The organism is Bordetella genomosp. 1 (assembly GCF_002261335.1).
Taxonomy (GTDB): Bacteria; Pseudomonadota; Gammaproteobacteria; order Burkholderiales; family Burkholderiaceae_B; genus Bordetella.
On sequence record NZ_NEVL01000004.1, the window covers coordinates 782,865 to 796,952 of the forward strand.

Genomic DNA, 14,088 nt, shown 5'->3' on the forward strand with positions numbered 1-14,088 from the left:
CGAGTCTCCGCGGTTCGGGTCGGACAGACCGTCGACTTTGATTTCTCTCAGCGCAGCTCAGAGCGCATTTGACACTGAGGTGTGCAGTATGGTCTCAGTGCAATGCACACAGCACATGCAGAGTACAGGCCGCTACGCATTAAAAGTGCAACCGCGAAAGACCGGTCCACAGCACAGCTCGGCATTTGCTCCGCTAACGAATAACGCCGCGAGGATGGAAGGGCCGAGGGGTCGTAACGATTCAACTGTTGCGTGGTGCCGCCGATGCTCTGCGACCCTGGGCTCGGAACTCTCGCTTTGCTGCCCCAGCACACACAGCCTAAGATGAAGGGGTTTGGCCTGCCCCAAGCGCAACAGTCCCCAGAGCCCACCCAATTGGCCTGATGAGCCTAAAGTGCGGCGAGCTGCCCGCCCCCCCCAATCAAGCAGAGACCCGGCAAGTGCCGAAATGCGCTATTGCCACCGAGTGCACATCCTTGCCTTGATGCCGCCTGAACTTGCTCACCGCCAACTACAAGTTCGTTGTCCCATATGTTGTCCCATATGCCCAGCAAACAAAAAGGGTTAGCTCAACAACATTGAGCTAACCCTTTGATTTTATTGGTCGGGGCGGTGGGATTCGAACTCACGACCCTCTGCTCCCAAAGCAGATGCGCTACCAGGCTGCGCTACGCCCCGAAGGACCGAAACTATACCAGAATCGGCCTCGGGAACCGGGCGGTCAGCCGAAGCGGCCGGTGATGTAGTCTTCGGTTTCCTTGCGGGCCGGCTTGACGAAGATCTGGTCGGTGGCGCCGAATTCCATCAGCTCGCCCAGGTACATGTAGGCGGTGTAGTCGGAGCAGCGGGCCGCCTGTTGCATGTTGTGGGTCACGATGACCACCGTGTACTCGTGCTTGAGTTCGGCGATCAGCTCTTCGATCTTGGCGGTCGAGATCGGGTCCAGGGCCGAGCAGGGCTCGTCGAGCAGCAGCACCTCGGGCTTGATGGCCACGCCGCGCGCGATGCACAGGCGCTGTTGCTGGCCGCCCGACAGGCTGTTGCCGTTCTGGTGCAGCTTGTCCTTCACTTCGTTCCAGAGCGCGGCCTTCGACAGGGCCCATTCCACGCGCTCGTCCATCTCGCCCTTGCTCAGGCGCTCGAACAGACGCACGCCGAAGGCGATGTTGTCGTAGATGCTCATCGGGAACGGCGTGGGCTTCTGGAACACCATGCCGACCTTGGCGCGAATCAGCGAAATGTCGGTCTTCGAGGTGAGCAGGTTCTCGCCGTCGAGCAGGATTTCGCCCTCGGCGCGCTGGCCGGGGTAGAGCTCGAACATGCGGTTGAACGTGCGCAGCAGGGTCGACTTGCCGCAGCCCGACGGGCCGATGAAGGCCGTGACCTTGTTTTCGCGGATCGACATGTTCACGTTGCGGATCGCGTGGAACTTGCCGTAGTAGAAGTTGAGGTTCTTGACCTCGAGCTTGGATTTGGCGGCAGTGAGGGTGTTGTCCATTTGACTTTCCTTGGTGCCGGCGGCGGGCGCATGCCCCCGCCGGCGGGCGTCGATGAATTACTTGCGGAACAGGTTGCGGGCGAGGATGTTGATGCCGAGCACGAGCAGCGTGATCAGGGTGGCACCGGCCCAGGCCAGGTTGTTCCAGTCTTTGAACGGGCTGGCTGCGTATTGGTAGATCACCACCGGCAGGTTGGCCATCGGCGCGTTCATGTTCCAGGACATGAACTGGTTCGACAGCGCCGTGAACAGCAGCGGCGCGGTCTCGCCCGAGATGCGGGCCACCGCCAGCAGCACGCCGGTGATGATGCCGGTGCGGGCGGCGCGGTAGCAGACCAGCGTGATCATGCGGTACTTGGGGCAGCCCAGCGCGGCGGTGGCCTCGCGCAGGCTGTTGGGCACCAGCAGCAGCATGTTGTCGGTGGTGCGCACCACCACCGGGATCACCAGGATCGAGAGCGCCAGCGCGCCGGCCCAACCCGAGTAGTGACCCACCTGCGCCACGTACACGGCGTAGATGAACAGACCGATGATGATCGACGGGGCCGACAGCAGCACGTCGTTGAGGAAGCGGGTCGCCGGGGCGAGCCAGCCACGCTGGCCATACTCGGCCAGGTAGGTGCCGGCCAGGATCCCGACCGGCGTGCCGATCAGCGTGCCGATGCCGGCCATCATCAGGCTGCCCACCACCGCGTTCAACAGCCCGCCGGGCTGGCCCGGCGGCGGCGTGATTTCGGTGAACAGGGCGAGCGACAGCGCGGGCGCGCCCTTGAACAGCAGCGTGAGGATGATCCAGAACAGCCAGAACAGGCCGAACAGCAGCGCCGATACCGAGATCGTCAGCATCACGCGGTTGATGATGCGACGGCGCTGGTAGACGCCGTTGGACATGGAGATAGCCGTTTGAGCCATGAGTCGTCTTCTTTATGCGTGGGGCGTCAGGTCTTGGTGCCTTCGCTGGCCGACAGGCGGACCAGCATCACCTTGGCGATCGCCAGCACGACGGTCGTGATCAGGAACAGGATCAGGCCGAGCTCGAGCAACGCCGACTTCTGCAGGCCGCCGGCCTCGTTGAATTCGTTGGCCAGCGCCGAGGCGATCGAGTTGCCCGGCGAGAACAGCGATTCGGAGTAGCGGAAGGCGTTGCCGATCACGAAAGTCACGGCCATGGTTTCGCCGAGCGCGCGGCCCAGGCCCAGCATGATGCCGCCGATCACACCCGAACGCGTGAACGGCAGCACGACGCGCCACATCACTTCCCAGGTGGTGCTGCCCAGGCCATAGGCCGATTCCTTCAGGAGCGGCGGCACCAGCTCGAACACGTCGCGCATCACCGCGGCGATGAACGGGATGATCATGATCGACAGGATCAGGCCGGCGGTGAAGATGCCGATGCCGAAGGGCGGGCCGGCGAACAGCCCGCCGATCACCGGCACGCTGCCCAGCGTGGCGATCAGGAACGGCTGCACGTACACCTGGAACACCGGCACGAACACGAACAGGCCCCACATGCCGTAGATGATCGAGGGAATGGCGGCCAGCATTTCGACGGCGGTGCCCAGCGGGCGGCGCAGCCAGGTCGGCGAGAGCTCGGTGAGGAAGATGGCGATGCCGAACGACACCGGCACGGCGATGATCAGCGCGATGGCCGAGGTCAGCAGCGTGCCGATGATGGGCACGACGGCGCCGTAGCTCTGGTTGACGGGATCCCAGTCGTTGATCCACAGGAACGACAGGCCGTACTTGGCCAGCGACTCGCGGCTGCCGTAGATCAGGGAGATCATGATCGCCGCCAGCAGAATGAACACCAGGAAGGCGAACAGGCGGGTCAGATTCTTGAAAAGCGCATCCATCAGCGCATTATTGCTAGGCTTCATAGGGGAAGGCGTACCGGTGGTCGACTCCGCCCGGTCGGACGGCAGCGGCACACTATTATCCATTACCGCGCTCATGGAAGGGCTTTCCTTTAGTTGCTGCGGGGGGTGCTGCGGAGGGGTGAAGCGCTGCGGAAGATCCGCAGGGCACGCCGGCCGGAGGTTCGTGAGAGCCGCCCGGCCGGCGTTTCGGGAAGGCCGCCCGAAGGCGACCCTCACGCTGCGATTACTTCGCGGTGTAGACCGGCTTGCCGTCGGCGCCCTTGACATCCTGCCAGGCGGCGCGGATTTCCTTGGTCACGGCTTCCGGCAGCGGCACGTAGTCGAGCGCTTCGGCCGACTTGGCGCCGTTCTTGAAGGCCCAGTCGAAGAACTCGAGCACGGCCTTGCCTTGCGCCGGCTTGTCCTGGTTCTTGTGGACCAGGATGAAGGTGGCGGCGGTGACGGGCCACGAATCGGCACCCGGCTCGTTGGTCAGGACCACGCCCATGCCGGGCGCGCTCTTCCAGTCGGCGTTGGCGGCAGCGGCGGCGAAGGCCTTCTGTTCCGGCTGCACGAACTTGCCATCGGCGTTCTGCAGTTGGGTCCAGGCCAGCTTGTTCTGCTTGGCGTAGGCGTACTCGACGTAGCCGATCGAGTTCTTCAGCTGGCCGACGTAGGCGGCGACGCCTTCGTTGCCCTTGCCACCCTGGCCGGTGGGCCACTTGACGGCCTTGCCTTCACCGACCTGCGACTTCCAGTCGGGCGAGACTTTCGACAGGTAGTTGGTCCAGCCGAAGGTCGTGCCCGAGCCGTCCGAGCGGTGCACCACGACGATGTCGGTCGAGGGCAGCTTCAGGTCGCCGTTGAGCGACTTGATGGCGGCGTCGTCCCACTTCTTGATCTTGCCGAGGTAGATGTCGGCGAGGACCTTGCCCGACAGCTTCAGCTGGCCGGGAGCGATGCCGTCGACGTTGACCACGGCAACGGTGCCGCCGATCACGGCCGGGAATTGCAGCAGACCGCTCTTCTCCAGGTCTTCAGCCTTGAGGGGGTCATCCGAGGCGCCGAAGTCGACGGTCTTGGCCTTGATCTGTTGCTGACCGCCACCCGAGCCGATCGACTGGTAGTTGACGGCGTTGTTGGTGGCCGCCTTGTAGTCGGACGCCCACTTGGCGTAGACCGGGTACGGGAACGAAGCGCCGGCGCCGGTGATGTCGGCGGCGTGCACGGCGAAAACAGCGGCGCTCAGGGCGACGCCGATGGAAACTTGCTTGAAGACACGGTTGAACATTAGGGTTCCTTCACTGTGCTCGTTTAAAGAGGTCCCGCAGGCTTTCTTTGCTTGCCTGTCTGGCACGGAACGAATGGTAGAGCCTCAATATGACGAGATAGTGACAGTCATAAATGCGCAACCGGCAAGCGCGATTTCGGCCCATTTCCCCTATGAAGACGTAACGCCGTCGGCCTTTCCGCCCGGGCGCGGGATCCGGCCCTGAAATAAAACGGGGACCGTTCTCACGGCCCCCGTCTGCCCTGCCCTGCCCGGCGTCAGGCGCCGAGCCGGTGCATCAGGTGGTCGTGCAGGTCGAACGCGTCGCGGCGGCTGCGCACGCGCACGTAGCTGCCGTCGGGCTGCTGCTGCCACGACAGCTGGTTGTCGCGCAGCGCCAGCGTGAAGGCCTCGTCGATCACGCGCTTCTTGAGCACCTTGTCGTAGATCGGGAACGCCACCTCGACGCGGCGGAAGAAGTTGCGGTCCATCCAGTCGGCCGACGACAGGTACACCGTCTCGGCGCCGTCGGCGTAGAAGTAGAACACCCGCGAGTGCTCCAGGAAGCGGCCCACGATGGAGCGCACCCGGATGTTTTCCGACAGGCCCGGCACGCCGGCGCGCAGCGCGCACACGCCGCGCACGATCAGGTCGATCTTCACGCCGGCCTGGCTGGCCTTGTAGAGCTCCTCGATCACCTGCTCCTCGAGCAGCGAGTTCATCTTGGCCATGATGCGGGCACGCTTGCCCGCCCGGGCGGCGCGCACCTCGGCGCGGATCAGGTGCACCATGCCCTCGTGCAGCGAGAACGGCGACTGCAGCAGCGACTTGAGCTGGCGGCGCGCGCCCAGCCCGGTGAGCTGGCCGAACACCTTGTCCATGTCCTCGCAGAGGCGCGGATCGGCGGTCAGCAGGCCGAAGTCGGTGTAGAGACGCGCGGTGCGCGGGTGGTAGTTGCCGGTGCCGAGGTGGGCATAGCGGCGCAGGCGGCCGCCCTCGCGGCGCAGCACCAGGGCCATCTTGGCGTGGGTCTTGTGCGCCACCACGCCGTACACCACGTGCGCGCCCACCTCTTCCAGGCGCGAGGCCCAGTTGATGTTGGTCTGCTCGTCGAAGCGGGCCATCAGCTCCACCACCACCGTCACTTCCTTGCCGGCGCGCGCGGCGGCCAGCAGGATCTGCATCAGCTCCGAGTCTTCGCCGGTGCGGTAGATGGTCTGCTTGATCGCCATCACGTCGGGATCCAGGGCCGCGGCCGTGAGGAACGAGATCACGGGCTGGAACGACTGGTACGGGTGGTGCAGCAGGCGGTCGCGCTCGGCCACGGCGGCAAACAGCTCGGCCGGCTTGTCGGCCACCTGGTCGAACGGGGCCGGCACCGGCGCGTGATAGGCCGGGAACAGCAGGTCGGGCCGCGTGTTGGTATTGCAGATCTGCATCAGGCGCGAGAGGTTGACCGGACCGTTCACGCGGTAGGTGTCTTCGGGCTTGAGCGAGAACTCGCGCTGCAGGTAGGCCTCGAGATCGGGCGGCGTGAGCTTGTCGATCTCCAGGCGCACCGCCGCGCCGAAATTGCGCTGCGACAGTTCGCCCTGCAGCGCGTGGCGCAGGTTGGTGACTTCTTCCTCGTCGACGAACAGGTCGCTGTTGCGGGTGACGCGCCACTGATAGCAGCCCAGCATCTCGAGGCCGGGGAACAGCTCGCCCACGAAGGCGCGCAGCAGCGAGGTGAGCAGGATGTAGCCGTCGGGATGGCCGGAGATCTCCGGCGGCATCTTGATCAGGCGCGGCAGCGCGCGCGGCGCCTGCACGACGGCGATCGAGGCCTGGCGGCCGAACGCGTCGGCGCCCGACAGCGCCACGATGAAGTTCAGGCTCTTGTTGTAGACGCGCGGAAACGGGTGCGCCGGGTCGAGCCCGATCGGCGTGAGCAGCGGCATCACGTCGCGGTTGAACACCTCCAGCGCCCAGGCCGACTGCGCCTCGTTCCACTCCGAGGCGTGGTGCAGCACGATGCCCTCGGCCTGCAGGCGCGGCAGGATCTGGTCGTTGAGCAGGTCGTACTGGCGCGCCACCAGCGCGTGCACCGCGGCCTGCACCTCATGGAAGGCCTCGGCGGCGGTGTGCCCGTCCACGCCGAGCACGTTGGGATTCTGGCGCTGCTGCTCCTTCAGGCTGGAAATCCGGATCTCGAAGAATTCGTCCAGATTCGAGCTGACGATACATACGTAGCGCAGGCGCTCGAGCAATGGCGTCCGGGTGTTCTCGGCCATGGCCAGCACACGTTCGTTGAATTTCAACAGCGACAGTTCACGATTGAGCAGCAGCGGCTCGGTGGACGAACGAGTGGACATACCGGATTCCATGAAAAAAAAGCAGCTTCGGGTTTTACTGCAAATTCGTGACGGTTCTATGACGCTCGGACGCCGCGCTGTGTGGCGAGGGCCTTCTGCGTCATGATATGCCTGCACGAGAAGCGTACGTCAAAAGCGGGACATATGACAGTTACGCTTTTCTGTCATGAAAAATGCAGGGTTTGCCGGTGCTGTCATATGGGGTCCTTATAATGGCCGACACATCAAGTCCAAAAGCATCACTCACTCGCCGCATGGATCATCTACTGGCCGCCGTGGACCTCGGGTCCAATAGCTTTCGCCTGTCCATCGGCCGCGTCGTTCTCGAGAACGGCGTGGCCCAGATCTACCAGATCGACCGTCTCAAAGAAACCGTACGCCTGGCCGCGGGCCTGTCGAGCGACCGCCGCCTCGATGACGACGCCATCGACCGCGCCGTGTCGGTGCTCGAACGCTTCGGCGAACGGCTGCGCAGCTTTCATCCGAATCGCGTGCGCGCCGTCGCCACCAACACGTTCCGCGTGGCGCGCAACACCCCCGAATTCCTGCCGCGCGCCGAAGCCGCGCTGGGCTTCCCGATCGAGGTGATCGCGGGCCGCGAAGAGGCCCGCCTGATCTTCTCGGGCGTGGCGCACAGCCTGCCGCCCTCGCCCAACAAGCGCCTGGTGATCGACATCGGCGGCGGCTCGACGGAAGTCATCATCGGCAAGGGCTTCGACCCCGGCCTGATGTCCTCGCTCTACATGGGTTGCGTCAGCTACAGCCGCCAGTTCTTCGGCGACGGCGTGGTCGATGCCTACCAGATGAAGCTGGCCGAGCTCGCGGCGCGCCGCGAGATCGAGGTGATCGCCAAGCAATACCGCAAGATGGGCTGGAAGGAAGCCTACGGCTCCTCCGGCACGGCCAAGGCGCTGTACGCCATCCTGACCGAATGCGGCTTCTCCGATCGCGGCATCACCCGCGCGGGGCTGGCCAAGCTCAAGGAGCGCATCATCCGTTCGGGCCGCGTCGTGCCGAGCGAGCTGCCCGGCATCAAGCTGGAGCGCGCCGACGTGCTGCCCGGCGGCCTGGCCATCATGAGCGCGCTGTTCGACGAGCTCAACATCGACACGATGCACACCGGTGACGGCGCGCTGCGCCTGGGCGTGCTCTACGACCTGCTGGGCCGCGACGACGAACACGACAAGCGCATCGAGTCGGTGCGCCAGTTCATGAAGCGCTATCACGTCGACGCCAACCAGGCGCGCCGCGTGCGCCAGACGGCGCTGGCGCTGTTCGACGAGCTCATGCCCGACGCCGCCGAGCGCACCGAGCTGCGCAACGCGATCGGCTGGACGGCGGACCTGCACGAGGTCGGCCTGTCGATCGCGCACAACGCTTATCACAAGCACACGGCCTACGTGCTCGAAAACGCCGACATGCCGGGCTTCTCGCGCGCCGAGCAGCAGCTGATGGCGCTGCTCGCCATGACGCATCAGGGCAAGCTGGGCAAGGTCGAGGTGCGCAGCCGCGAAAAGTGGATTGCGATCCTGTGCCTGCGGCTGGCCGCGCTGCTGTTGCGCCGTCGCGAAGACGTCTCGCCGCTGCCGATCAAGGTGTCGGTCAAGGGCACGTCGATCGTGGTCCAGGCCGAGCGCGCCTGGCTCGACAGCCACCCGCTCTCCGACTTCACCCTGCGGGGCGAAGAGTCAGAATGGAGCAAGGTCGGTTTCTCGTTCGAGCTGCTTGAGCTCTAGGCGAAATTGCCGGGTTACGCGCCGCACGAAACGAACTTTCATTCGGCGCAGTAACCGGCGCATGATCAGCGGGTCCCGGTGGCCAGCGCCGGCGCGGCGGGCTCGTCGAGGCCGAAGTGCCGGCGGTAGCGCTCATCCATGGCTTCCATGTCCATGAGCACGGGGAAATCGGCTGCGTTGAAGTCGGGATCCCAGGCCGGTTCGCCACAGATGGTGGCGCCCAGCTTCAGATAGCCCTTGATCAGCGGCGGCACGCGGGCCGGCAGCGTGCTGTCGAGCTTCTCGACCGGATAGCGGTGCAGCGGCGTGACCCGCGGCTGGCCGGCGGCGGGCAGCTGGCGCGCCACGGTGCGCCACACCTCGGCGGCGGTCACGCCGTCGTCGCGCAGGCTGACGCTGGCGCAACCCAGGGCGTAGCGGTAACCATGGCGGCGCAGGTATTCGGCGATGCCGGACCACAGCAGCATGATTACGGCGCCACCGCGGTAGTCGGCATGGGTGCAGGAGCGGCCGAGCTCGACGACCTGGTCGCGCAGCGCGCCCAGGCCGGACAGATCGAATTCGGATTCCGAGTAGTAGCCGCCCGCCTCGAGCGCCTTTTCGGGCGTCAGGATGCGGTAGGTGCCGACCACCCGGCCGGTATCCAGTTCGCGCACCATCAGATGCTCGCACCATTGGTCGAAGCGATCCTGCTCGATGCCGTCGTGGGCATCGGGGAACACGGCGCCCATGTCTTCGGTGAAGACCTGGTAGCGCAGGCGCTGGATCTGCTCGACCTCTTCGGCCGTTCGCGCCAGACCCACGGCCAGCGCACGCTGGTTGGCACCCGGCCAGTTCACCGAGCTATTGCCATTGGAATCAATACGAACTAGTTCGAGCATTGCGCGAAACTCCTAAGACGTGGCGCCAGTGTGGCGCAGCGTCATGTCAGTAATCTGACTGATATGTTACGTGACTATGAAGTTTACGCCGAGGGTTCTCCCTAGGGTATTGCTGCGGCGCAAAAAAACGCCGCCTGCACACAACTTCACAATTCCAGGAATGCCGAAGGCCCGCGCATGGCGGGCCTCCGGGGCTTGCGGCCGGCAAGACCGGCTTAAACAGGGACGGTTATACGGGCCGCATCAGGCCAGGCTATCCGCCAGTTTTTGTGCGCAGGATTGGGCCAAAGCCTCATCCTCGGCCTCGACCATCAGGCGCAGCTTGGGCTCCGTGCCGGAGGCCCGGATCAGCACCCGGCCGCGGCCGGCCAGCTCTGCCTCGACGGCCTTGCGGGCGTCGGCCAGGCCTTGATGCGACTTCCAGTCCTGGCCCGGCTTGAGCGGCACGTTGATCATGACCTGCGGGTAGAGACGCAGCTCGGCGACCCACTGGGCCAGCGTGCGGCCGCTCTTGCGCAGGCCGGCCAGCACCTGCAGCGCGGCGATGATGCCGTCGCCGGTGGTGTGGCAGTCCAGGCAGAGCAGGTGGCCGGAGCTTTCGCCGCCGAACATCCAGCCGCGCGCCTGCAGTTGCTCCAGCACGTAGCGGTCGCCCACGTTGGCGCGCTCGAAGCCCACGCCGAGCTCTTCCATGGCGCGCTCGAAACCGTAGTTGGTCATGAGCGTGCCCACCACGCCCTCGACCTTGGTGCGCTGCATGCGCTCGCGCACGATGGCATAGAGAAGCTCGTCGCCGTTGTAGATGCGGCCGGTGTTGTCGACCATCTGCAGCCGGTCGGCGTCGCCGTCGAGCGCGATGCCCAGCTGCGCGCCGCGCGCCTGGACCTCGGCGGCCAGCGCCTCGGGATGCAGCGCGCCCACGCCCTTGTTGATGTTGAAGCCGTCGGGCGACACGCCGATGGCGTGCACCTCGGCGCCGAGCTCGCGGAACACGTTGGCGACGATGTGATAGGCGGCGCCGTTGGCGGCGTCCACGACCAGACGGAAGCCGTCGAGGTCGAGCGTGTGCGGCACCGTGCTCTTGCAGAACTCGATGTAGCGGCCCTGGGCGTCGGACATGCGGCGGGCGCGGCCGAGATGCTCGGACGTGACACAACCGATCTCGCCTTCCAGCGCGGCCTCGATCTCCGCCTCGACGTCGTCGGGCAGCTTGGTGCCCTCGGCCGAGAAGAACTTGATGCCGTTGTCCTGGTAGGGATTGTGCGAAGCGCTGATGACGATGCCCGCCACCAGGCGCAGCGCGCGCGTGAGGTAGGCCACGCCCGGCGTCGGGATCGGGCCGGCCAGCAAGACGTCGATCCCCGCGGCCGACAGCCCTGCTTCCAGCGCCGATTCCAGCATGTAGCCGGAAATGCGCGTGTCCTTGCCGATCACGACGGTCGGGCGGCCGGTGGTGCTCCTGCCCGCGTGCCGCTTGGCCAGCACCCGGCCCGCGGCATAGCCCAGGCGCAGTGCGAAGGCGGCATTGATCACCGGGCCTCCGACCTCGCCGCGCACGCCATCGGTGCCGAAATACTTGCGTTGACTCATAAAGGTAGTCCTCCTTGTTCGGCCGCTTGCCACACTTTCAGGGCATCGACCGTGGCCGCCACGTCGTGCACACGCACGATCGCGGCACCCCGAGCCACGGATGCCAGGGCAGCGGCAATACTTCCCGCCAGGCGTTCCTCCACCGGGCGGCCGGTTGCCGCCCCGATCATGGATTTACGTGAAACGCCGATCAACAGCGGATAACCGGATGCGCGCAGGCTGGGCAGCCTGCGCAGCAGTTCGAAATTCTGGGCCTGCGTCTTGCCGAAACCGAAGCCGGGATCGAGCACGATGCGGCGCGGGTCGACCCACGCGGCGCGCAGGCGCTGGGCGCGCGAGCCGAGGAACACGCCGATCTCGCCGATCAGGTCGGTGTACTCGGGCGCCTCCTGCATGGTGCGCGGCTCGCCCTTCATGTGCATGACGCACAGGCCGACGCGCGACTGCGCCACGGCCTCGATGGCGCCGGGCTGCCGGAAGCCATAGATGTCGTTGATCATGTCGGCGCCGGCATCGATGACGGCGCGCATGACCTCGGGCTTGAAGGTGTCGACCGACAGCGGCACGCCGCAGTCGCGCATGGCCTCGATCACGGGCAGCAGGCGCCGCAGCTCCTCGTCGGCCGACACGGGCTCGGCGCCCGGGCGGGTGGACTCGCCACCGAGATCGAGAATGTGGGCGCCCTCGCCGGCGAGCTGGCGCGCGCGGGCGATGGCGGCATCGGCATCAGGCTGCTGGCCGGCATCGGAAAACGAGTCCGGCGTGCAATTGACGATGCCCATGACAAGCGGGCGTTCGAGATCCAACTCGAAACGCCCGCACAGGAGGTTACTGGCCATGGAACAGCAAGGCGGGCCGCGTCGCGGGCCTGATCGGAATCAGACCGCAGCGGCCGTGTTGCCGCCGGGCGCCACGCCCGAAGCGGGCGAATCCGGCGTATCCGACGGGCCTTGCGGCGTCTTGGGCGGACGCGGCGGACGGCCCTGGATGATGTCTTCGATCTGGTCGGCGTCGATGGTTTCCCACTCGAGCAGCGCGCTGGTCATGACTTCGACCTTGTCGCGGTTGTCTTCGAGGATCTTGCGCGCCACGCCGTACTGCTCGTCGATGATGTGGCGGATGGCGCCGTCGACCTTCTGCATGGTGGCTTCGGAAACGTGGGTCGTCTTGGTGACGCTGCGGCCCAGGAACACTTCGCCTTCGTTCTCGGCATAGACCATCGGGCCCAACTCGTCGGTCATGCCGTAGCGGGTGACGATGTCGCGGGCGATGGCGGTGGCGCGTTCGAAGTCGTTCGAGGCGCCCGTCGTCATCTGGTCCATGAAGATTTCTTCGGCGATACGGCCACCGAACAGCACCGCGATGGTGTTGAGCAGACGGCCCTTGTCCATGCTGTAGCGATCCGATTCCGGCAGCTGCATGGTCACGCCCAGCGCGCGGCCGCGCGGGATGATGGTGACCTTGTGCACCGGGTCGGTCTTGGGCAGCATGCGCGCCACGATGGCATGGCCGGACTCGTGGTAGGCGGTGTTCTTGCGCTCTTCCTCGGGCATCACGATGGAGCGGCGTTCCGCGCCCATGATGATCTTGTCCTTGGCCTTTTCGAAGTCGGACATGTCGACCGTGCGGCCGTTGCGGCGGGCGGCGAACAGGGCGGCTTCGTTGACCAGGTTGGCCAGGTCAGCGCCGGAGAAGCCCGGGGTGCCGCGTGCGAGGATGGTGGCGTCGACGTTGGGCGACAGCGGCACCTTGCGCATGTGGACCTTCAGGATCTGCTCGCGGCCACGGATGTCGGGCAGCGGCACCACGACCTGGCGGTCGAAGCGGCCCGGACGCAGCAGCGCCGGATCCAGCACGTCGGGACGGTTGGTGGCTGCGATCACGATCACGCCCTGGCCCGACTCGAAGCCGTCCATCTCGACCAGCATCTGGTTCAGCGTCTGTTCGCGTTCGTCGTTGCCGCCGCCCAGGCCGGCGCCACGCTGGCGGCCGACCGCGTCGATTTCATCGATGAAGATGATGCAGGGCGCGTGCTTCTTGGCGTTTTCGAACATGTCGCGCACGCGGGCCGCGCCCACGCCGACGAACATTTCGACGAAGTCGGAACCCGAGATGCTGAAGAACGGCACCTTGGCTTCGCCGGCGATGGCCTTGGCCAGCAGCGTCTTGCCGGTGCCGGGCGAGCCGACCATCAGCACGCCGCGCGGAATGCGGCCGCCGAGCTTCTGGAACTTGCTGGGGTCGCGCAGGAAATCGACCAGCTCTTGAACGTCTTCCTTGGCTTCGTCGCAACCGGCGACGTCGGCGAAGGTGATCTGGTTGGTGTTTTCGTCGAGCATGCGCGCACGGGACTTGCCGAACGAGAACGCACCACCGCGCCCGCCGCCCTGCATCTGTCGCATGAAGAATATCCACACGCCGATCAGCAGCAGCATCGGGAACCACGACACGAAGATGCTCATCAGCAGCGACGGCTCTTCGCGCGCCTTGCCCGAGACCTGCACGCCGTACTTCAGCAGATCGGAGACCATCCACAGGTCGCCCGGCGAGGTGAGCGTGTACGAACGGCCGGAATCGGGCGTCACGTAGAGCACGTCGCCCTGCACATCGACCTTGCGGATGCGACCCGCCTTGGCGTCGTCCATGAACTGGGTGTAGGTGACACCGTCCTGGCTCTGAGCACGTCCATCGAACTGCTTGAATACCGTGAACAGGACCAGTGCGATCACCATCCAGACCGCGACTTTAGAAAACGAATTGTTCAAGGTCGATCTCCTGCTATCGATTCCGACCGGTGGCTGCCTCCCCGCGAGAAAACGCAGCCAACAAATTTGTCAATGGCCCATTCTACCCTGTCGGGGCGGATCGCGTTGGCCGCCGCCCGGCACCGGGCGGTTTCGTTT

10 protein-coding genes and 1 tRNA gene are annotated in these 14,088 nt (G+C 65.5%); 1 reads left to right on the forward strand and 10 read right to left on the reverse strand.

Annotated elements, in window-relative coordinates; all coding sequences use genetic code 11:
* Positions 1 to 601 precede the first annotated feature (601 nt).
* The 6 genes from CEG14_RS20540 to ppk1 all read right to left on the reverse strand — a co-directional run bounded on the left by CEG14_RS20540 (position 602) and on the right by ppk1 (position 6,978).
* Positions 602 to 678, reverse strand: a tRNA-Pro gene (locus tag CEG14_RS20540).
* A gap of 43 nt (positions 679 to 721) precedes the next feature.
* Positions 722 to 1,498 carry a phosphate ABC transporter ATP-binding protein PstB gene (pstB, locus tag CEG14_RS20545; protein WP_094828224.1) on the reverse strand — a complete coding sequence of 259 codons (777 nt, stop codon included), beginning with the start codon at positions 1,496 to 1,498 and terminating at the stop codon, positions 722 to 724.
* Between the two features lie 57 nt (positions 1,499 to 1,555).
* Positions 1,556 to 2,410, reverse strand: a complete 855-nt coding sequence (pstA, locus tag CEG14_RS20550; protein WP_094828225.1) for a phosphate ABC transporter permease PstA — start codon at positions 2,408 to 2,410, stop codon at positions 1,556 to 1,558.
* 26 nt (positions 2,411 to 2,436) lie between these two features.
* A complete protein-coding gene (gene pstC, locus CEG14_RS20555) occupies positions 2,437 to 3,450 on the reverse strand; it encodes a phosphate ABC transporter permease subunit PstC (RefSeq protein WP_094828226.1) in 1,014 nt (337 codons plus the stop codon).
* Positions 3,451 to 3,598: 148 nt separating this feature from the next.
* On the reverse strand, positions 3,599 to 4,645 hold the full coding sequence (pstS, locus tag CEG14_RS20560; protein WP_094828227.1) for a phosphate ABC transporter substrate-binding protein PstS: 1,047 nt from the start codon (positions 4,643 to 4,645) through the stop codon (positions 3,599 to 3,601).
* A 257-nt stretch (positions 4,646 to 4,902) separates the two neighbouring features.
* Positions 4,903 to 6,978 carry a polyphosphate kinase 1 gene (ppk1, locus tag CEG14_RS20565; protein WP_094828228.1) on the reverse strand — a complete coding sequence of 692 codons (2,076 nt, stop codon included), beginning with the start codon at positions 6,976 to 6,978 and terminating at the stop codon, positions 4,903 to 4,905.
* A gap of 254 nt (positions 6,979 to 7,232) precedes the next feature.
* Here ppk1 and ppx point away from each other — a divergent pair, with 254 nt between their 5' ends.
* Positions 7,233 to 8,714, forward strand: a complete 1,482-nt coding sequence (ppx, locus tag CEG14_RS20570; RefSeq protein WP_094828229.1) for an exopolyphosphatase — start codon at positions 7,233 to 7,235, stop codon at positions 8,712 to 8,714.
* Between the two features lie 65 nt (positions 8,715 to 8,779).
* Here the strand turns inward: ppx and CEG14_RS20575 are convergent, their stop codons facing one another.
* From CEG14_RS20575 to ftsH, 4 genes are all read right to left on the reverse strand, one after another.
* Positions 8,780 to 9,595 carry a GNAT family N-acetyltransferase gene (locus CEG14_RS20575; protein ID WP_094828230.1) on the reverse strand — a complete coding sequence of 272 codons (816 nt, stop codon included), beginning with the start codon at positions 9,593 to 9,595 and terminating at the stop codon, positions 8,780 to 8,782.
* Positions 9,596 to 9,838: 243 nt separating this feature from the next.
* A complete protein-coding gene (glmM, locus tag CEG14_RS20580) occupies positions 9,839 to 11,185 on the reverse strand; it encodes a phosphoglucosamine mutase (protein WP_094828231.1) in 1,347 nt (448 codons plus the stop codon).
* Positions 11,182 to 12,024, reverse strand: coding sequence for a dihydropteroate synthase (folP, locus tag CEG14_RS20585; RefSeq protein ID WP_094828232.1), 843 nt, complete (start codon positions 12,022 to 12,024; stop codon positions 11,182 to 11,184). Before folP ends, glmM begins: the two co-directional genes overlap by 4 nt.
* Positions 12,025 to 12,063: 39 nt before the next feature.
* Positions 12,064 to 13,950 (reverse strand): ATP-dependent zinc metalloprotease FtsH, encoded by a 1,887-nt coding sequence (gene ftsH, locus CEG14_RS20590; RefSeq protein ID WP_094828233.1) that lies wholly within the window; start codon positions 13,948 to 13,950, stop codon positions 12,064 to 12,066.
* Positions 13,951 to 14,088: the final 138 nt, after the last annotated feature.